This is a genomic window from Roseobacter sp. TSBP12 (assembly GCF_009129705.1).
GTDB lineage: Bacteria > Pseudomonadota > Alphaproteobacteria > Rhodobacterales > Rhodobacteraceae > Celeribacter > Celeribacter baekdonensis_A.
On record NZ_PYIB01000002.1, the window covers coordinates 30,436 to 49,822 of the forward strand.

Here is a 19,387-nt window from a genome sequence, read left to right on the forward strand (position 1 = left end):
GCCCCCCTGCCCCTCTTTTCGCGCCTCAGCGCCAAAATCGCAGATCACGCAGAACCCATGTGCGCAAAAACCGTGCAACTTACCTTGCTCCATGCCCTGAGCACAGTATGGTGCCCCCAACCGAAAGAGCCGAGGTCGTTACCTTGCCCCAGCCCCTGTCCCCCACACGCCCCGACCCCAAGCGTCTTGCGCTGATCGTGCTGACCCTGTGCCTCGGTGCCGCGGGCGGCACCGGATTTTATCTGGCACATTTGCCCTTGCCGTGGATGCTTGGGCCGATGTTGGTGATTTTCACCTGCGTGATGGCGGGCGCGCCGCTTGAGGCGCCAAACGCCTTGCGCCCCGTCGTGATCCCGGTGATCGGGGTGATGCTTGGGTCAAGTTTCACCCCCGAGACCTTTCACCATCTGGCGCGTTGGGGCCTCTCCTTGGCGGGGCTGTCGATCTATCTGGCGATGGCTGCGGCGCTGGTGGTGCCGTTTTACATCAAGGTCGGGCGGCTTGATCCGATCACCGCGTTTTTCTCCGCCATGCCCGGCGGCCTCAATGAGATGACGGTGATTGGCGGCGCGCTCGGCGGCGATGAAAAGCGGATCATTCTGGCCCATGCCGGGCGGATCGTCGTGTCGATCTCGATCATCGCGCTGTGGTTTCGGGTGATCCTGGGCTATGAGGTCCGTGGCGTGTCCTTGGCCTCGGACCCGGCCACGTCGATGACGGCTTTAAGTGCCTTGATCCTGATCGGCTGTGCGGTTTTGGGCGCATGGATTGGCGGCAAACTCCGCCTGCCTGCACCCGGACTTTTGGGGCCGCTCTTGTTGTCAGCGGCCGCGCATATTTCCGGGCTGACCCATTCCTCGCCCCCGGCGTTGATCATCGTAGCAGCACAGGTGATCCTTGGTTCGTCCATGGGCGCGCGGTTCAAGGGCGCTGGGGGGCGGCTTGTGGCCCAAACGCTGTTGCTCACTTTGGGGGGCACGCTTTTGATGATGGCGCTGTCGCTGGCGGTGGCCATGCTGTTTCACACTTTGTTTGGGCAAACCGTGGAACAAGTGCTTTTGGCCTATGCGCCGGGGGGCTTAACCGAAATGTCCTTGGTGGCTTTGGCGATGAATGCTGAAGTCGCTTATATCTCGATCCATCACCTCGTGCGGATCGTGATCATCGTGGCCGTGGCACCAACACTCTTGCCCAAAATCGCAAAACGGATCGGGTATTGATCCCGATCCGTTTAAACTGTGTCTTATAGCGGTGATCACGCGGCGGCGGATTGGCTCAGCCGGGCTTTGACCTCTTCGTACATTTCGAAATCAGGTCCAAAGGCCTTTTCGAGATTTTTCAAATCCTTGGCAGACAGGGTTTCAATCAGCTCAGAGGACTTGGTTTTGTGGCCGAGAGTGCGACGGGTGTCAACGATCTCCCCCGCAGCTTCTGTACCAAAACAGGTGCCAACGATTTTCTCCATCGCCGCATCCATCTCTTCCACCAGCCCGATGTAATCATAGTCAATCAAATCATAGCTGGTCTCTTTGCGCTGAAGCCGCCAATGCCGATCCAGATCACGCGCGCCCTCATCCTCGGCCAGAAGCGCGATGAATTGTTTGAGGGTGATATTGCTGTTCTCGTCGCGCCCAAGATAGCGCATCAGGCGGCCTTTTTCTTTTTCATTGCCGTCGATCTTATCGGCCCAGGCCGACACGGTGCGGCTGATCGGGTCGCGGATCACGGTGAATTTGAACACATCCGGGTCCGCCAAAGCGTTCATGATCATCTGTTCGTTCAAGGCTTTCAAACCGCTCATCACCAGGTTGGCGGGTGGGGAGTGGACCGAATTCAGCGTTTCCATCACGCCATTTCCCTCGTCGCCCCGCGCCCGTGCCATTTGCCGGATCAAGGTGGCCATCACCGTCGAACAGGCCGCCTTTGAGGTCTTCATAAACAAAAACTTCGATCCCGGCGGGGTAAAGGCCGACAGGTTCGCGGTTTGCAGGAAATGCCGGCGATGGATGTAATTCGCCATCAGATCAGAGGCGGAAACACCGCCCACGTCGACCGGAACGAACAGGTCGCTGGCATGGTCGCGAATACGGTCGCGGCACGCGCGGACCAGTTTGTTATCGACCTTAAATTCTTTGGCAACCTGACCAAAAGATTTATCGCCTTTGAGAGCCTCAAGACCAATCCGCGCCATAAAGGCCGGGTCACCAATGACCAACCCCTGCGCGGGGTCGGAGGGTTTCGCCTTGTTGTCTTTGGCGGCGGTGTCTTTGACCGCACTGTCATCGAGCTGCGGTTTGTGGCGGGTCATGATCGGCGCTTTGGCCGGATCAATGTCATGCTTGCGCAACAGCGAGGCGAGGAAGGATTTCGGGTGCGGTGCGCCGCCCTCTTTCTCGATCAGACGCATCCGCATCCGGCGACCATAGAGGTGCACAGAGGTGGTTTTGTCGGTCACATAGGGCGACACATCGACGTCGCGTTTCAACATGATCCGGCGGTCTTTGAAGGTGAACGGATAGAGCACCTCCTGTGGGAAAGCGTATTTTTCTTCGCCGGTTTGGTGCAAGAAATGGCTGACCGCATGTGGCCCCCAGACGCCCCATGGTTGTTCAGAGGCGTGGACCGGCGTGCCCTCGGCCTTTTTTTGTTCCAACTCGGCTTGGTATTTCTCGCCGTAATAACTTGGGATCGAAAACTCGTCGGAGGTGAACTCCAACAGCGCCTTCAACGCATCACTGTCTTTCGGCAGACCCAGCACACCACCGTTGATGTGTTTGTCGCTTTCCCAACCAAAATAATGGCCGGTCTCGGTCTCAAACGGGCGCATGCAATAGGCGTCCGTGTCGGCCCAGATCACATTGTCGCTTTTTTCCAACATTTTATAGCGGAAGAGATCGGAATGCAGCGCGGGCGAGCCGGTGCGTTCATGTTGCAGGAAATTCGTCTGCGGCAGGAATTCGTTGGCATCGCCAAGCTCGATCCCCTCTGGGACGTTCTCAAGCGGCCCGTAATGATACAGAACGACCTTATGCCCTGCATCGACAAAGGACTTCAGACAAAGCTGTTCGAGGTAACTCAGCGGACCTTCCATCCACAACGCACCGATCACTGGTAACTGTGCCATTTTTCCCTTCCAGAGCAAAAGACTATCGACTGTGACGCATATCGCAGAAGCATCCCAAAATACAGTTGAAAACAGCATTGTTTCGAATGGGAAAACAACTGCGGCACCGCCGCACCACTTCAACCGATAGCGACACAAATGCGCACTCTGAGCGCGAAACATAGGTCTGGGCCGAGACCGACCCAAGACCTTTGCTCCCGCGCGCTTGACTTGGCCCGGGCCATATGAGACCACAAAGGCCAGAAAAACAGGGCCGAAACGGTCGAACTTGGCAGGCATCTGGCACAGTTTGGACATCAGGCTCCGTCACGGTGCCGAATGACAGAGTCGCACAAGAGTTACGCGCGGACCATGCGCCGCAGCTACGGGTAGGTTAAGGGTGAACACACTCGCGATCACATGCATCCGCGACGAGGGGCCTTGGCTTCTGGACTGGCTCGCCCATCATAAAGCCGCCGGTTTTACCCATTTTCTCATCGCCTCACATGACTGCACCGACGGCAGTGATCAGATGCTCGATGCCTTGGACGCGGCGGGTCTCATCACCCATGTGCCTTTTGTGCCCAAGGGCGAAAAATCGGTGCAATGGCAGGCGATGAAACTCCTGTCCAAACACAAACGCTACCGGAGCGCCGATCTGGCACTGTTTTTTGATGTCGATGAGTATCTGGTGATGCAAGACGCCAGGTCTGTCGCGGAATTGATGCCCGAGACGGCAGACGCGATGCCGCTGCGTTGGCATCTGTTTGGCAACAACGGGTTTGGCACATGGATGATGTGCCGGTGCCCGAGCGCTTTACCATGGCTGCGCCCGACGGCATCACCTTGCCCCTGGCACATTTTTTTAAAACGCTGCACCGGCCCAAGGCCTTTCGTGACTTGGGTGTGCATCGCCCGAAAAATCCCAAGGACCAAGATCTGCCAAATTGGGTGTCCGCGAGTGGCGCCGCCTTGCCCACGGCCTTTGCCATGGCCCAAGCCCGGATCAACCTGTTCGGCGTGCCGCATGAAAAAGAGCGCGCTTGGCTCAATCATTACTCCGTGCGGTCGATCGAAGAATTCGTGCTCAAATCCGCGCGCGGCCTGCCCAATCATATGCAAAAGCCGATCGGCGCGGGCTATTGGGCCGAACGGAATTTTAACGTCACCTCAGACACACGCATCGCCGCCATGCGGCCCGTGGCCCATGCTGTGCGTGCCGAAATGGCGGCGTTTGAGCCATTGCATAAGGCCAGTGTCGCCGCCCATCGCGCGCGGCTCAAAACCTTGTTGTCGCGACGCGATGTGGTGGAATTGATGTGGCAACTGACCCTCATGGGCGGCTCCACCCCGCCCGGCCCAACGCAATTGGCCGCGCATCTGGCGCGGCTCAAAACCCTGACACCAGAGGCCTGACCCAAGGCATGAGCCCCTCCTCCCCCATGACCCACCTCATCACACGCACCCTGACCCACCGCACACTTGGCCCCGCCACGCTTTTGGCAGCCATCGGGCTTGAAAGTGGCAAGGCCGAATTGTTTTTCAGCCGCAGCACTCAGATGAGCGAGGCGGTGGCACAAAACCTGTTGCTGGATGCTGAATTGAAATCCGTCGGCGATGCGCCCTGGATCACCGGCACTGTCCCACCCGAGGGCATCCGCGCCTATTTCCAAGGGGCGCTTTGCGACATCACCCCGATCACCCCCGAGCCCGCGCATATGGCCGGGCGCAACGTGGCGCTCTCCACCCGCAATGGCGAGAGCGCGGAGGTGGTTTTGGAGTGGCTGCGCTATCACGCGGTGCATCAGGGCATGAACGGGGCGGTGATTTTGGACCGGGCACGTCCCGGCGCGGATGGTGGGTTTGCCGAGGCTTTGGCCAAGGGGCTACCGGAGCTGAGTGGCGATATGGCGGTGGTTTTGGTGAATTGTGATGTGCCGCTGGGCCATCCCCATTTGCCCTCTGAAACCCATCCCTATGTCACCCCCGGCGCGCCCGGCAAGGACCGGATGGAGGTGCCCGAGGCCGATCCGTGGAGCGCGCCTTTGGCGGATGTCTTGGTCTATGAAATCCTGCGGCACCTGTATTTGCATCAGGCCCGCGCCGTGGCCAACATCGAGGTCTATGACCTGATCCCGCCCGCCCCCGAAGGCTCCGTGTTCGATCTGGCACAAGAGGCCGAACATGGGGTTGTGCAACTGATCGGCCAGCAATGTTATCCATGGCGGGTGCGCGAGGGCGACACGGTACAGTTTGGCGATCACGTTTGCGTCCAGTTCGATGAGAAAAAGCGCCGGGGGCGCTGGTGTGTGGCCCCCGCCAAACTGCCCGAGGGGGCGGTGTTTCGGCTGGTTCGGGTCGGCGGGGTCGAACCAACCACGCGCTACGGGTTTTACCGCTACATGGCGCTGCGCCACGTCGCGCCCACCGTGTCGCGGATCGTGCCGAAAGCCTCGCTTATTCATGCGCAGGCGCTCATTGACATGGCCGCCTCGGAATGGGGTCACAAACCGATTTTGATGCCCGAAGAAAAGGTGGCCAAACCGCCTCGCGGCGACAATTCGGTGGCGATTGTCACCTGTATGAAAAACGAAGGCCCGTTCATTTTGGAATGGATCGCCTATCACCGCGCCATCGGGGTCGAGGGATTTTTGGTCTACACCAATGATTGCACGGATGGCACCGACACGTTTTTGGACCTGTTGCAAGCCAAGGGCTATGTCCAACACCGCGACAATAAGTTCCACGACACGGGCCTCAAACCACAGCACCACGCCTTGCAAAGTGCCGAGAACGAAGAGGTGGTGACGGGCGCGGATTGGGCGATTTCGATGGATGTGGATGAGTTCATCAACATCAAAGTCGGGGATGGCACGATGAGCGCGCTGTTTGATGTGGTGCCCGATGCCAACCTGATTTCCTGCACATGGCGGCTGTTCGGCAATGCTGATGTGCATGAGTATGAGGACGCATTCCTCTTGGCGCAGTTTGATCGCTGTGCGCCGGAGTTTGCCAACAAACCGCATCAGGCCTGGGGCTTTAAAACCCTGTTTAAAAATGTCGGCCTGTTCAAAAAACTCGGCGTGCATCGGCCCAAGGGGCTGAAACCGCAAATCTGGGACAAAATCCGCTGGTACAACGGCTCGGCCAAGCCGATGCCGAAAAACGAGTTTCGCAACGCTTGGCGTTCGAATGCCTCGACCTATGGCTATGACGTGGTGCAGCTCAATCACTATGCCGTGCGCTCGGCCGAAAGCTTTTTGGTCAAACGCGACCGGGGCCGGGTGAACCATGTGGACCGCGATCAGGGGCTGGCCTATTGGTTCCGCATGAACAACAATTACGAGCAAGAAACTTCGATTCAGCGGATGATCCCGCAGTTGCAGGTGGAATTTGACCGCCTGATGGCCGACCCTGACATCCGCGCTCAGCATGAGGCCTGTGTCAAAGCGCACCGCGAGAAAATCGACGCGCTGCGTGCCACAGAAAACTACGCCGCGTTTTACCAGGAGTTGACTGGCTGGCGGATGGAAAAACTGGCGCGGATGCATCGGCATTTTGGCGCGAATGTCTTTTTGAATGGGCCACAAACCGTCCCTGATGAAATCGTCGCCAAAGACCCAGACGAGGATTTCTTTTTCACCGTGGACAAAGGGGAGACGGTGCATTGACCGAGACCGATCAAACCACTGATCAACCCCCTGTGCGCAAGCGGGTTCATTTGCATATTGGCCTTCATTTTGCCGGGACCACCCGAATCGTCGAGGGTTTGCGGCAAAATTCGCAAGGCTTTGCCGAACGCGACATTCGCACACCGCCAGCACGTCTCTATCGACGGGCGATGACCGAACTTTTGGAGCGTCTGGACGGTTTACCACCGATTGAAGCGGAAGAGATCGCGCTTTTGGACGAAATTCTTCAGGGCAACGCCGCCAAGACGGTGATCATGGCCGACGCCAACTGGGCCTCGCCCTTGGCCGAGGCGCTTCATGCAGATCGGCTGTACCCCGACATTGGAACGCGGGTTGCCCCAATTGCCGAACTGTTTGAAAGCTCGGATCTGCGCCTCAGCCTGGCCCTGCGCAACCCGGCAGTGTTTGCCCAAAACCTACAGGATTCCGGCAAGGCGCGGGGGGCGACGAGTTCGTTTTTGCGCAGCGTCCAGCCGGAAAACCTACGCTGGCACGACACGGTGGAGGCCCTGCGCAACGCCTTGCCCAACGTGCCCTTGACGCTGTGGTGCGAAGAGGACACGCCGCTGATCTGGCCGCGGGTGATGCGCCAGATCGCAGGCCTGCCCAACGACGCCAAATTGCGCGGCAGTTTCGCCGCTTTGCGCGATCTGATCCAACCGGAGGGGTTGAAACGGCTTCAGGTGTTTTTGACCAAACATCCGCCCGAAACCGACGCCCAATATGAACGCACGGTTTTGGCATTCTTGGATAAATACGGCAAAGAAGACGCGCTTGATGAGCCCTGTGATTTGCCGGGTTGGGACGCTGGCGTGATCGATATGGTCACGCAGCATTACGAAGAAGACATCGCGAAACTGTCCGCCCGCGATGACATCACATTCCTATTGCCTGCGACCATTGCAGGCTAACGACCCTTTCGGCGCTTATAGCACTTTTGCGGCAGCGGCGCGGATGGCGCGGATGTTGTCGCCATATGGCGCCGGGTTGTTCACCGAACCGCCTTTGAACACGGCAGATCCTGCCACAAGCGCATCTGCCCCTGCGGCCACCACCAACGGGGCTGTGATCGGATCAACGCCGCCGTCGATCTCGATGTGGATCGGGCGATCCCCGATCATCGCCCGCAGCTTGCGCACTTTTTCGACCTGAGAGTGAATGAATTTCTGACCGCCAAAGCCCGGATTCACCGTCATCACACAGACCAGATCGACCATATCCAACAGGTAATCGACCACCTCAACAGGGGTGCCCGGATTGAGTGCCAGCCCTGCCTTTGCGCCGGCCCCACGGATGGCTTGCAGCGTGCGGTGGATGTGCGGACCGGCCTCGACATGGGCGGTGATGATATCGGCACCCGCCTCGGCAAAGGCGTCGATATAGGGATCGACCGGAGAGATCATCAGATGCACGTCCATCACGGTCTTGATATGTGGCCGGATCGCCTTGCACATTGCCGGACCAAAGGTCAGGTTCGGGACGAAATGCCCGTCCATCACATCGACATGAATCCAATCGGCGCCCTCGGCCTCAACGGCTTCGATCTCACGGCCAAAATTGGCGAAATCGGCCGCGAGAATGGAGGGGGCAATTTTCACGGAACGGTCGAAAAGAATGTCGGTCATCTGGGCGATTCCTCAGGGTGGTCTATGCTTGCCCGTGGCCTTACCCGGTTTAGGCCGCGCTGTCACCTGAAGAGCACCATGCTCGCGAATGCAGCAAAACCGCGATTGCATCGCGAAATTTTCATGACGTGGCGGAATTTCATGCGATCCAAAGAAGGTCCTGTGTTAGGTTTTGCACATGATGCCAGCGAAACTGATCCCCATCGAGACTGCGACCAAAGACATTTGGGCCAAAGACATTTTAGCCAAGGGCGAGGAATTTCATTTTTCACGCTCAGTTTTGTCTCGTGCGCGGCCAAAAGCGCTGCATAACCAAGATTTTTACGAGCTGTTCTGGTTGCACAATGGACGGGCGCGTCTTGTGACGCCTGAGGCGAGACTGGCGCTGAATGAAGGTGACATCGTGTTTTTGTCGCCGGGTCATCCGCATGGATTGCAAGGCGTCGGCGAGGAAAGCCATATCGTCAATGTCATCATTCGAAAGCGCCGAATCAAAGAGGTATTGGCGCGATTTGCAGAGGTTGCACAGGTGTTCCCCGGCCCCGGTGCCGCACCGACCGTGGTCCATCGCGACATGCGGCATTTGTCGCGTCTTTCGGCGGCCGCCAAGGCGCTGGACGCCGCGCCACGCACCGCGCTCTACCTCGAAGCCTTTCTTTTGCCCCTGATCGCGGAACTGGCCAGTGAGGCGCGCGATCAAAGCGTCGCCATGCCGGTTTGGCTCAATGAGGCCATGATCGCGGCGGAGAAACCGGAGGTGTTTCGTGATGGCGCCTCCGGGTTGGTGGCGCAATGCGGCAAAGCCCATGCCCATGTCGCGCGCACGATGCAGGCGTCTTTGGGAATGACACCCTCGGATTTCGTAAACGGGCTGCGCATGGATTATGCCGCCCGGCAATTGCGCGGCACGCCGGATTCGCTCTCTGAGATTTCTGAGGAAATCGGCATTCAAAACATGAGCCATTTTCATCGGCTGTTTCGCACCCGTTTCGGCATGACGCCGCGGCAATACCGGGTGAAACATCAAAAAGGCGTGGCCCAGCCCATTTGACCAACTGGTCAATGATTGCCAAATCCCTCCACACATGCCAGCTTGTGAGTAAGCAAGGACGGAGCTTTCCATGGGCACACCCGAAATGACCAAAGCTGACACCAGTGCCGCCACCTCAGGCATGCATCTGCCGCAGATCCATGAACCGCGCAATCCGGGCATGGCGCTTGATCTGGATGTGATCCGGGGCGTTCAGGCCAACACCTCGGCGATTGAACGGCGGTGTGCCACCCTGCCGGGGCGGCGCAGTGTCAAAAAGGATCACCAGGCGGCGTGGCTTTTGAAAGCCATCACCATGATTGATCTGACCACCTTGGCGGGCGATGACACGCCGGGCCGGGTCAAACGGCTCTGCGCCAAGGCGGCCCATCCGGTGCGCACCGACATTCTGGATGCGCTCGGCATGGGGCCGATCACCACCGGCGCGGTCTGTGTCTATCACGAGATGGTGGAAACGGCTGTCGCGGCCCTGGACGGCACCGGCATCCCGGTTGCCGCCGTGTCCACCGGCTTTCCGGCGGGGCTGTCGCCCTATCACCTGCGGGTCAAAGAGATTGAGGAAAGCGTCAAGGCCGGGGCGAAAGAGATCGACATCGTGATTTCGCGCCGCCATGTTTTGGCCGGGAACTGGCAAGCGCTTTATGACGAAATGCGCGAGTTTCGCGCCACCTGTGGCGAGGCCCATGTCAAAGCGATTTTGGCCACCGGTGAGTTGGGATCGCTGCGCAATGTCGCGCGCGCATCGCAGGTCTGCATGATGGCCGGGGCCGATTTCATCAAGACCTCCACAGGCAAGGAAAGTGTCAACGCCACCCTGCCCGTCTCCCTCGTGATGATCCGCGCGATCCGCGACTACCACGCCCGCACCGGCTACCGCGTCGGCTACAAACCGGCGGGCGGGATTTCCAAGGCCAAGGACGCTTTGGTCTACCTGTCCTTGATCAAAGAAGAGCTGGGCAACCATTGGCTGTCACCGCATCTGTTCCGCTTTGGCGCCTCCTCGCTTTTGGGCGACATCGAGCGCCAGTTGGAGCATCATGTGACAGGTCACTATTCGGCGGGCTACCGCCATGCCATCGGTTAAGCGCCCGCAAGAAGGATCACAATGATGACCGTAAAAGAGATTTTCGAGACCATGGACTATGGCGCAGCACCGGAATCGGCGGCGGAGGCTTTGGCGTGGCTGGTGGAGGGGGGCGACCGGTTTGGCCATTTCATTGATGGCAAAATGACCGCGCCTGCGACAGCGCCCGGTGAGGTGTTTTTGGCGAAAAACCCGGCGACGGGCGAGGTGCTTGCGCATTTGACCCAAGCCTCTTTGGGCGAGGTGGACATGGCCGTGGCGGCCGCGCGAAAAGCCCAAGCCAAATGGGAAAAACGCGGCGGCAAAGCCCGTGCCAAGGTGCTTTATGCTTTGGCCCGTCTGGTGCAAAAACACGCGCGCCTGTTTGCGGTGCTGGAGACGCTGGATAACGGCAAACCGATCCGCGAGAGCCGTGACATCGACGTGGCTTTGGTGGCGCGGCATTTCTATTACCACGCGGGCATGGCGCAGTTGATGGACGAAGAATTGCCCAACCGCGCGGCGCTTGGCGTTTGTGGTCAGATCATCCCGTGGAATTTCCCACTATTGATGCTCGCGTGGAAAGTCGCGCCCGCGATTGCCATGGGCAACACGGTGGTATTGAAACCCGCCGAATATACCTCGCTCACCGCGCTTTTGTTTGCGCAGATTTGCCAAGAGGCGGGTGTGCCGAAAGGCGTGGTCAATATCGTGACCGGCGATGGGGCCGTGGGTGAGATGATCGTCACCCATCCAGACATCGACAAAATCGCCTTTACCGGATCGACCGCCGTGGGGCGTCGCATCCGTCAGGCGACAGCCGGATCAGGCAAATCTCTGACCTTGGAGCTGGGCGGAAAATCCCCCTATATCGTCTTTGAAGACGCCGATATTGACAGCGCCATCGAGGGGCTGGTGGACGCGATTTTCTTTAACCAAGGGCAGGTCTGTTGCGCAGGCTCGCGGCTTTTGGTGCAAGAAGGCATCGCGGAGGATTTCCACGCCCGGCTGATTGACCGCATGTCGAAACTGCGCATTGGCAACCCGTTGGACAAATGCATCGACGTGGGGGCCATTGTGGACCCGAAACAGTTGGAACGGATCGAGGCACTGATTGCCAAAGGCGGTATGGAGGGCACGGTCAATCAACCCTGTCCCGCGCCCGAGGGCTGTTTCTACCCGCCGACCTTGATCAGCGGATTGCACCCTTCTGCGATGCTGATGCAGGAGGAAATCTTTGGTCCGGTGTTGGTTTCGACCACCTTCCGCACGCCCGAAGAAGCGGTTCAGGTCGCCAACAACACCCGCTTTGGCCTGGCCGCCTCGGTTTGGTCCGAGAACGTCAATCTGGCGCTTGATATTGCGCCCAAACTGGTCGCCGGCGTGGTTTGGGTCAACGGGTCGAACATGTTCGATGCGGCCGCCGGATTTGGTGGTGTGCGCGAAAGCGGGTTTGGTCGTGAGGGCGGTTGGGAGGGTCTGATGGCCTACACCAAGCCCAAGGGCAAGGCCACCACCGTCAAGCCCGCGATGGCGCATTCAAAACCCGACACGGTGGAGGTTCTGAACCTCGATCGCACAGCAAAACTCTACATCGGCGGCAAGCAGGCGCGGCCTGACAGTGGCTATTCGCAAGCGATCTATGCGCCCAAGGGCACACTTTTGGGCCATGCCTCTCTGGCCTCGCGCAAAGACATCCGCAACGCGGTGGAAGCAGCGCAGGGGGCGAAAGGCTGGAGCAAAGCCACAGCGCACAACCGTGCACAAGTGCTCTATTTCGTTGGGGAAAACCTCTCGGCCCGAGCGGATGAATTTGCTCAGCGCATTCGCGACCTGACCGGCACAACTGAGGCAAAAGCCAAAGAGGAAGTGGCGGAGGCCATCGACACGCTGTTCACCTTTGCCGCTTGGGCCGACAAGCTCGACGGGGCGGCGAAACCCGTGCCGATGCGCGGCGTGGCCTTGGCGATGAATGAGGCGGTGGGCGTGATCGGTGCGTTTTGTGATGACCGGCCTTTGGGCGGGTTGACCGACGTCATCGCCCCCGCCATTGCCATGGGCAACCGGGTGGTCGCCGTGGCCTCCGAGGCCTATCCCTTGGCCGCCACCGATTTTTATCAGGTGCTCGACACCTCCGATGTGCCTGCGGGCGTGGTCAATATCCTCACCGGATCGCATAGCGATTTGGCGAAACCGATGGCGGGTCACATGGATCTTGAGGCGGTGTGGTCGTTTTCCGGTGCTGACATTTCCAAAACGATCGAATTGGAAAGTGCCGGGAACCTCAAACGCACCTGGGTCAACTTTGGTCAGACGCGAACCTATGCAGCGCGCGATTGGTTGGCGCAGGCGACCGAGGTCAAAACGATTTGGGTGCCTTACGGCGAATGATGCGACACGAAAACGAGACATGAAAAAGGGGCCTTCTGGCCCCTTTCCTTTAGCGTTTTTTGAACCAGCCTTTGACCTTATCGACGGCATTGTCCTTTTTCTCATCCATCACATCCCACGCGTCTTCGACATCCTCGACCAGCGGATCAATCGTGCGCTCGCGGAACTGCGCCAGCATCCGCCAGATCAACAACGCCACCACGGCGAGGAAGGTCAGGATCACGATATTGACCCATGGGATGATGGTCGCGTCGGGACCGGACACCGGTTTGATCCCCATGGCATTCGGGAACAGCGACAGGACCTGAGACCGCCAGCCATAATGGGTCACAGAGACCCATTCCGGGGTCTCCTTGTTGGAAATCGCGTCATTGGCTTCGGTGTAGAGATTCGCGGTGTCAAATTTGAAATAGGGCGGCCAGCCCCAACCGGTGTCCTCATTGCGGTAGACGATGGATTTGCCGTTTGGCCGCACCGCCTGAATGAATTGCACATCGCGGTTTTGCGTTGTGGTCGAGCCATTGTCGGGCGCTTGCCAGAACATCGACGTCCAACCGGAAATATCCTGACGCTCCTCATAGGTGTTCACGATCCGCACAATGTCATGTTGTGGCAGGGTGTAATGAAGAAATCCCCCCACCAGCAAAACGATCAGAGCGATCAGGGTCCATTTGACGTAGCGCATCGGGGCCGTCCTTACATAAAATTGGTCACATAGAAGATCACGCAAAAGGCAATCAGCGGCAGGATATAGACGAGCAGCAACAGCTTTGGCCGAAACGAGCGCTCATACTCTTTGATCCCCTCCTCCACATAAGCGTCCCTGTCGCCAATGGAACCCTCCTCCGCCCATTCGTCCTCTAATCTTTCGCGGGTCAGCGAGCGGACGTAAATGATCAAAAGGCCGTAAAGCACGCTCAAAAGCACGAAACCGATCACCAAGAAGCGCAGGAAACCAAGCATGTTTGTCTCTCCTGTCTGAGGGGTCGCCAATCCGGCACAGTGCCGTGCAGCCCATATTCAAGGTTCTGTTTAGCGGGCTTCCGATAAAAGCGCGAGGGGCTTTGATCCTGTGCCGGTCAGGCACCTACCGTTACGATGCGTCGTCCATGGGGTGGAGGCGCATCCCCTCCTCGGCCTTGATCCGTTCAATTCGGCGCGCGAGGCTCAGCCAAGCCAAAAGCATCAGCGGCCCCCAGACAAGGGTGGCAAGCACGGCGCGGCGGGCCAAAAAGGCACATACCTGTTGCGGTTGCTGTGGGAAAACCTGCCAAAGCGGTTTGCCCTCCGCCTGATAGAGCACCGCAAACAGCACAGCACTGAGCCCAAACAGGAGAAGAGCGCTCATCAGAACCGAAAGAAACAAACGCCGCTGTGAGCGCGTCCCTTTCGGTGTCACCACAAAAGGAATCGTCAGTGCCGCAGCGCCGATCAGCACCACAGGCAGCGCAACAGCGACAAAAAACCCGCCGCTTTCACCCAAATGACCCATCTGTCTCTCCTCTTGCTCATCGCGCCATGGTCCGGTGCACAAACCTAACCCAACAGTCGCAAACAAAAAATGGATGTCTGAACTGTCTGGACCGATCAGAACTGACGCCTGCGCCTTATTCTTCCCCCTTGCCCGAAGCCAAGGGAGACGCTTAGCTTTATACATTGTTTGCTGGAGGGACCATTATGTACCGTTTCACGAGAATGCTCACGACCACGGCCTTGCTCACCACCATGACCACCGCCGCTTTTGCCGACGAGGTCACAGACACGCTTGAAAGCGCACTGAAAGCCTATGGCGAGGGCGATGTCAGCTATGCCATTGACGAACTCGACTATGCCAAACAGTTGCTCAAAGAGATGCAAACGGGCGCCTTGTCCGACTTTTTCCCCGCCGCGCCTGACGGGTGGACCATGGAAGACGACGCCGACACGGTGGCGGGCTTTGCCATGATGGGCGGCGGCACGGCAGCGGCGAAACGCTATTTCAATGACGCGGGAGAAGAGTTTACCATGACCATCGTCGTCGACAGCCCGATGATCGGGATGATGGGCGGGATGCTGCAAAACGCCGGGGCGATGGGCCTGAAAACCATCCGCGTGGGGCGCGAAAAATTCGTCGATCAGGACGGCACAGTGTCGGCGCTGATCGAAGGGCGCGTTTTGGTTCAGGTGGAAGGCGGCGAACAAGATGTGATCGTTCCGCTTCTTGAACAGATCAATTTTCGCGATCTGGGCCGGTTCGGCTACTGAGATTTGCGATCATAAGACTTAGAGTTGAGGCGGGATTGCACCGCCTCACTCTGCCTTACATCTGCGCTCGAATAACCTGAGCGAGGTGCGCGATGCCCTGTTCAATTTTGGCCGGAGCCGACATCGAGAAATTCAGCCGCAGCGTGTTGGTGTTTGAGCCATCAGCGAAAAACGCAGCCCCCGGCACAAAGGCCACATTGGCCTGCAACGCCTGTTTCAACAGCTCGGCCCCATCCATGCCCTCCGGTAAAGTGACCCAGACAAACATCCCACCCGCAGGTTCAGTCCAGGACACGCCTTCGGGCATATGCGTCGAAAGCGATGTCAGCATCGCCTGAAGCCGCGTGCCGTAAACGCTGCGCAAAGTGTCGACATGGGTGTCAAACACCGCCCGCGCCACTTCGGCGACAGCGATCTGGTTGATCGTTGCGGTTTGCAGGTCCGCCGCCTGTTTGGTCAGCACCAATTGCGAAATGACAGGCTTGGCCGCCACGGCCCAGCCGACCCGCAAACCGGGGGCGAGGGTTTTGGAAAAGGAGCCAAGATAAATCGTGCGGCACGCGTTGATGTCGCCGGTCTCTTGCATCTCAAGCGCCAGGATCGGCGGGAGATCTTCGCCGGAATAGCGCAGCGATTGGTAGGCGGCGTCTTCGACAATGGCGCAATCCAACGCCTGTGCCTGTGCCAAAATCGCCCGGCGGTCTTCAACGGAAAGCGTCACTCCGGTGGGGTTGGCGAAATCCGGCGACAGATAGGAAAATTTGACTTTGCCACCGTTCTGCTCGGCGGCCGCAAGGATGTCTTGCGGCCTGCGGTTGTCGGCCGGGTCAAGTCGATCATAGAGCGGTTCATAGGCATTAAACGCGCCAAGTGCGCCCAGATAGGTCGGCCAGCCGACCATCACCGTGTCATCCTTGTCGAGGAACACTTTGCCAAGATAATCCAACGCCTGTTGCGATCCGGCGGTGATCAGGATGTTGTCGCGTTCGCACGTCACGCCAAGCCGCGCCATATAGCCCACGATCCAATCGCGCAGCGGCGTATAGCCCTCAGAGGTGGCGTATTGCAGCGAAACCCCCGCCGCATGCACATCGGTGGCCTTGGCCATCGCCGCCGCAAAGGCGTCGCGCGGAAAATAGGCCGGATCGGGGATGCCCCCGGCAAAAGAAATAACATCGGGCTGATCCAAAAGCTTCAAAAGCTCGCGGATTTCCGAGGCTTTCATCCGGGATGTGCGATTGGCGAAAAGCGATGACAGACTCATGAGGGACCTCCATTGCTTTGTATCTCGCTCTCCGCTGCATTTAAGTCAACACCGCTGACATGAATAGTGATCCGCATTCACGCACAGCACAGGGACGCATCCATGCACAGCGCAGGGTCAGAGTCGCGTTTCACAAAACTGAAATACAAACGTCACGAACACGATACCAAGGCGCGCCACACCGCGTGGGAACGAAAACCCCGAGGGATATATGATGAAAAAGCACCTGTTGCTGGCGGCCTCCGGTCTTGCGCTCTGCACGACTGCGGCCAATGCCGAGATGAATTTCAACCGCATCGCATCTTTTGCCACGCCGGACAATATGGCCGAGGGCGAAGATCGCGCCCGCCCCACCTCCGCCGAAATCATCGGTGCCTCCGAGGACGGCATGACGCTTGTTTACACCGACAGCCCCTTGGGCGTGATCGGATTGATCGACATCACCGACCCGAAAAACCCGGTTGCCAGAGGCAATGTCGACATGGGCGGCGAACCGACCTCCGTGACCGTGATCGGCAACACCGCCTTTGTCGCCGTCAACACCTCTGAGAGCTATGTCAAACCCTCGGGCAAACTGGTCTCCGTGAACATGGCCGACGGCTCCATCACCGGCACCTGTGATCTGGGCGGCCAGCCGGATTCGACTGCACATGATGCAGCTGGCAGCTTTGTTGTCATCGCGATCGAGAACGAGCGCGACGAAGACGCAGGCGATGGCCGCATCGGTCAAATGCCCGCGGGTTGGGTGTCGATGGTCTCCGTCGCGGATGATCTGGCCGACTGTGCCACTCTGAAAACCACCGATGTGACAGGTCTCGCCGAAATCGGCGCTGACGATCCCGAGCCCGAGTTTGTTGACGTGAACGGGTTGAACGAAACCGTCGTCACGATGCAAGAAAACAACGAAATGGTTGTGATCGACGCCAATGGTGCGGTGATCTCACACTTCCCGGCTGGCACTGTCGATCTGGTCCGCATTGATACCGAAGACGAGCGCGCCTCGCTTGATTTCACCGGCGAACAAATGGGCCGCCTGCGCGAACCCGATGGGGTTCAGTGGCTCGACGACGATCACTTCATGATTGCCAACGAAGGCGACATGGACGGCGGTTCGCGCTCTGTCACCGTGTTCAAAAAAGATGGCGCATTGGTGTGGGAATCGAACTCCGAATTTGAAACGCCGATCATTCAATCCGGCCATTACCCGGACAAACGCTCCGACGCCAAAGGCGCGGAACCTGAGGGCATGGAAGTCGCCACATTCGGTGACAAAACCTACGCTTTCATTCTGGCCGAGCGCGCCTCGACCGTGTCCGTCTATGATGTGACCGATGCGGCCAACCCGGTGTTCAAGCAACTCCTGCCCTCCGGTATCGCGCCCGAAGGCGTGATCGCCATCCCGTCGCGCAATCTGTTTGTGACCGCCAACGAAGCCGATCTGATCGAAGACGGCGGCGTGCGGTCGCATGTCATGGTCTATGAGTTGCAAGACGCTCCGGCTCAGTACCCGACGCTGACCTCTGAAGGCATGGACGGATTGACCGGCTGGGGCGCAATCTCTGGCATGGTCGCGGATGAAGACGGCATGATCTACGCCGTCAACGACAGCTTTTATGGCTATCAGCCGACCATTTTCAAAATCGACCCGTCGGCCAAACCGGCGAAAATCGTCGATGCGATCCGCGTGACCCGTGCCAATGGCGATGCGGCGCAGAAACTCGACATGGAAGGCATCACGCTGGACGGCAAAGGCGGCTTCTGGGTTGCGTCCGAAGGCCGCACAGACCGCGTCACCCCCCATGCGATTTACAATGTGAACGCCAAGGGCGAGATCAAAAAAGAGATCGGCCTGCCGGCTGAGTTGCTGAACGTTGAGACCCGTTTTGGCTTTGAAGGCATCACCAAGGTTGGTGACACGCTTTGGATGCCGGTTCAGCGCGAATGGAAAGACGACGCCAAGCACAGCGTGAAACTGGTCGCCTATAACCTTGAGACCGAGGAATGGGGCGCTGTGTCCTATCCGCTGGCGACCCCGGGCACGGGCTGGGTTGGTCTGTCTGACCTCGTGGCCTATGGTGATTACTTCTACGTCATCGAGCGTGACAATCAGATCGGCGCCGATGCCAAGATCAAAAAGATCTACCGCATCCCGGCCTCTGAAATGGTGCCTGCGCCGCTTGGCTCTGAGCTTCCAGTTGTGTCGAAAGAAGAAGTTCGCGACCTGATCCCGGACCTGAAATCCTTTGGCGGCTATGTGGTGGATAAGGTCGAAGGCCTTGCCATCACCAAAGACGGCGAGATGTTTGTCTCCACCGATAATGACGGTGTGGATGACAGCTCGGGTGAGACCTTCTTCTGGTCCATCGGCAAGATGTAATCTGCCCTGAAAAACATGGAAACGCCCGCCAAATGGCGGGCGTTTTTGTTTGAGGATGTAGACCAGGAAGTCGATTAGACCTCGACAGTCTCCGGCGCGGTTTCAATCACCTTGGTCTCCACCGTATTGGGGCCGGTGATCTCGATCTGACGCGGTTTAAGCGCCTCTGGCACTTCGCGCTGAAGCTCGATGTGCAACATGCCATTCACATGCGACGCGCCCGTCACCTTGACGTGATCGGCAAGCTGGAACCGACGCTCAAAGGCGCGGGTGGCGATGCCGCGATGCAGATAGGTTTTGGACTTTTCGTCCTCACCATCGGCTTTGCGCGCGGCGATGATCAACGCGTTATGGCGCTGTTCAATGGCGATGTCTTCGGTTGAAAACCCGGCAACGGCCAGCGAAATACGCCAAGCATCATCAGCGGTTTTTTCAATGTTATAAGGCGGGTAGCTTGGCTGAGTGACCTCTTGGGTCAGAACGCGGTCCATCATATCCGCGATTTGGTCAAAGCCGACAGTGGCCCGGTACAGCGGGGCAAGATCAAAGTTACGCATGGGTATCCTCCAGTGAGCGA

At 58.5% G+C, this 19,387-nt stretch carries 16 protein-coding genes and 1 pseudogene; 10 read left to right on the top strand and 7 right to left on the bottom strand.

What is annotated here, in order from left to right; genetic code table 11:
• Positions 1-143: 143 nt before the first annotated feature.
• Complete coding sequence (locus C8029_RS00730) at positions 144-1,220, top strand: AbrB family transcriptional regulator (protein WP_226946201.1); 1,077 nt, start codon at positions 144-146, stop codon at positions 1,218-1,220.
• 35 nt (positions 1,221-1,255) lie between these two features.
• On the opposite strand, the gene C8029_RS00735 is transcribed toward C8029_RS00730, so the two are convergent.
• Entirely contained in the window at positions 1,256-3,124 is a 1,869-nt protein-coding gene (locus C8029_RS00735; protein ID WP_152002031.1) for a sulfotransferase family 2 domain-containing protein, read from the bottom strand.
• A gap of 379 nt (positions 3,125-3,503) precedes the next feature.
• Here C8029_RS00735 and C8029_RS22875 point away from each other — a divergent pair.
• The 4 genes and pseudogenes from C8029_RS22875 to C8029_RS00750 all read left to right on the top strand — a co-directional run.
• Positions 3,504-3,821 (top strand): annotated as a pseudogene (locus C8029_RS22875) (glycosyltransferase family 2 protein); the annotation flags it as partial.
• A gap of 71 nt (positions 3,822-3,892) precedes the next feature.
• Complete coding sequence (locus tag C8029_RS22215) at positions 3,893-4,519, top strand: hypothetical protein (RefSeq protein ID WP_226946205.1); 627 nt, start codon at positions 3,893-3,895, stop codon at positions 4,517-4,519.
• A gap of 26 nt (positions 4,520-4,545) precedes the next feature.
• Positions 4,546-6,774: a glycosyltransferase family 2 protein gene (locus C8029_RS00745; protein ID WP_100220093.1), complete on the top strand. Its 2,229-nt coding sequence runs from the start codon at positions 4,546-4,548 to the stop codon at positions 6,772-6,774.
• Positions 6,771-7,706, top strand: a complete 936-nt coding sequence (locus C8029_RS00750) for a hypothetical protein (RefSeq protein ID WP_009572235.1) — start codon at positions 6,771-6,773, stop codon at positions 7,704-7,706. Before C8029_RS00745 ends, C8029_RS00750 begins: the two co-directional genes overlap by 4 nt.
• 15 nt (positions 7,707-7,721) lie before the next feature.
• Here the strand turns inward: C8029_RS00750 and rpe are convergent, their stop codons facing one another.
• Positions 7,722-8,420, bottom strand: a complete 699-nt coding sequence (rpe, locus tag C8029_RS00755) for a ribulose-phosphate 3-epimerase (RefSeq protein WP_009572234.1) — start codon at positions 8,418-8,420, stop codon at positions 7,722-7,724.
• A gap of 178 nt (positions 8,421-8,598) precedes the next feature.
• Here rpe and C8029_RS00760 point away from each other — a divergent pair, with 178 nt between their 5' ends.
• The 3 genes from C8029_RS00760 to C8029_RS00770 all read left to right on the top strand — a co-directional run bounded on the left by C8029_RS00760 (position 8,599) and on the right by C8029_RS00770 (position 12,925).
• Complete coding sequence (locus C8029_RS00760) at positions 8,599-9,471, top strand: helix-turn-helix domain-containing protein (protein WP_009572233.1); 873 nt, start codon at positions 8,599-8,601, stop codon at positions 9,469-9,471.
• Positions 9,472-9,541: 70 nt separating this feature from the next.
• Positions 9,542-10,555, top strand: a complete 1,014-nt coding sequence (gene deoC, locus C8029_RS00765; protein WP_009572232.1) for a deoxyribose-phosphate aldolase — start codon at positions 9,542-9,544, stop codon at positions 10,553-10,555.
• 24 nt (positions 10,556-10,579) lie between these two features.
• The gene (locus tag C8029_RS00770) at positions 10,580-12,925 is read left to right on the top strand and encodes an aldehyde dehydrogenase family protein (RefSeq protein WP_152002033.1); all 2,346 of its coding nucleotides are present in this window, start codon (positions 10,580-10,582) and stop codon (positions 12,923-12,925) included.
• Positions 12,926-12,974: 49 nt separating this feature from the next.
• On the opposite strand, the gene C8029_RS00775 is transcribed toward C8029_RS00770, so the two are convergent.
• The 3 genes from C8029_RS00775 to C8029_RS00785 form a co-directional block, all read right to left on the bottom strand.
• Positions 12,975-13,610: a DUF1523 family protein gene (locus tag C8029_RS00775; protein ID WP_009572230.1), complete on the bottom strand. Its 636-nt coding sequence runs from the start codon at positions 13,608-13,610 to the stop codon at positions 12,975-12,977.
• Positions 13,611-13,621: 11 nt separating this feature from the next.
• Positions 13,622-13,888 (bottom strand): hypothetical protein, encoded by a 267-nt coding sequence (locus C8029_RS00780; protein WP_009572229.1) that lies wholly within the window; start codon positions 13,886-13,888, stop codon positions 13,622-13,624.
• Positions 13,889-14,018: 130 nt separating this feature from the next.
• Entirely contained in the window at positions 14,019-14,417 is a 399-nt protein-coding gene (locus tag C8029_RS00785; protein ID WP_152002034.1) for a hypothetical protein, read from the bottom strand.
• A 185-nt stretch (positions 14,418-14,602) separates the two neighbouring features.
• Between C8029_RS00785 and C8029_RS00790 the strand changes: the two genes are divergently transcribed.
• Entirely contained in the window at positions 14,603-15,169 is a 567-nt protein-coding gene (locus C8029_RS00790) for a hypothetical protein (protein ID WP_152002035.1), read from the top strand.
• Between the two features lie 55 nt (positions 15,170-15,224).
• On the opposite strand, the gene C8029_RS00795 is transcribed toward C8029_RS00790, so the two are convergent.
• Positions 15,225-16,433: an aminotransferase-like domain-containing protein gene (locus C8029_RS00795; protein ID WP_152002036.1), complete on the bottom strand. Its 1,209-nt coding sequence runs from the start codon at positions 16,431-16,433 to the stop codon at positions 15,225-15,227.
• Positions 16,434-16,647: 214 nt separating this feature from the next.
• Here C8029_RS00795 and C8029_RS00800 point away from each other — a divergent pair, with 214 nt between their 5' ends.
• Positions 16,648-18,810 carry an esterase-like activity of phytase family protein gene (locus C8029_RS00800; protein ID WP_152002037.1) on the top strand — a complete coding sequence of 721 codons (2,163 nt, stop codon included), beginning with the start codon at positions 16,648-16,650 and terminating at the stop codon, positions 18,808-18,810.
• Positions 18,811-18,884: 74 nt separating this feature from the next.
• Here C8029_RS00800 and C8029_RS00805 read toward each other — a convergent pair whose 3' ends face one another.
• Positions 18,885-19,367 (bottom strand): Hsp20 family protein, encoded by a 483-nt coding sequence (locus C8029_RS00805; protein ID WP_152002038.1) that lies wholly within the window; start codon positions 19,365-19,367, stop codon positions 18,885-18,887.
• Positions 19,368-19,387: the final 20 nt, after the last annotated feature.

Coding starts and splice junctions, on each gene's coding strand:
- C8029_RS00780 (WP_009572229.1), bottom strand. CDS start 13,888: ATGCTTGGTTTCCTGCGCTTCTTGGTGATCGGTTTCGTGCTTTTGAGC.
- C8029_RS00760 (WP_009572233.1), top strand. CDS start 8,599: ATGATGCCAGCGAAACTGATCCCCATCGAGACTGCGACCAAAGACATT.
- C8029_RS00775 (WP_009572230.1), bottom strand. CDS start 13,610: ATGCGCTACGTCAAATGGACCCTGATCGCTCTGATCGTTTTGCTGGTG.
- C8029_RS00745 (WP_100220093.1), top strand. CDS start 4,546: ATGACCCACCTCATCACACGCACCCTGACCCACCGCACACTTGGCCCC.
- C8029_RS00805 (WP_152002038.1), bottom strand. CDS start 19,367: ATGCGTAACTTTGATCTTGCCCCGCTGTACCGGGCCACTGTCGGCTTT.
- deoC (WP_009572232.1), top strand. CDS start 9,542: ATGGGCACACCCGAAATGACCAAAGCTGACACCAGTGCCGCCACCTCA.
- C8029_RS00735 (WP_152002031.1), bottom strand. CDS start 3,124: ATGGCACAGTTACCAGTGATCGGTGCGTTGTGGATGGAAGGTCCGCTG.
- C8029_RS00790 (WP_152002035.1), top strand. CDS start 14,603: ATGTACCGTTTCACGAGAATGCTCACGACCACGGCCTTGCTCACCACC.
- rpe (WP_009572234.1), bottom strand. CDS start 8,420: ATGACCGACATTCTTTTCGACCGTTCCGTGAAAATTGCCCCCTCCATT.
- C8029_RS22215 (WP_226946205.1), top strand. CDS start 3,893: ATGGATGATGTGCCGGTGCCCGAGCGCTTTACCATGGCTGCGCCCGAC.
- C8029_RS00795 (WP_152002036.1), bottom strand. CDS start 16,433: ATGAGTCTGTCATCGCTTTTCGCCAATCGCACATCCCGGATGAAAGCC.
- C8029_RS00770 (WP_152002033.1), top strand. CDS start 10,580: ATGACCGTAAAAGAGATTTTCGAGACCATGGACTATGGCGCAGCACCG.
- C8029_RS00785 (WP_152002034.1), bottom strand. CDS start 14,417: ATGGGTCATTTGGGTGAAAGCGGCGGGTTTTTTGTCGCTGTTGCGCTG.
- C8029_RS00800 (WP_152002037.1), top strand. CDS start 16,648: ATGAAAAAGCACCTGTTGCTGGCGGCCTCCGGTCTTGCGCTCTGCACG.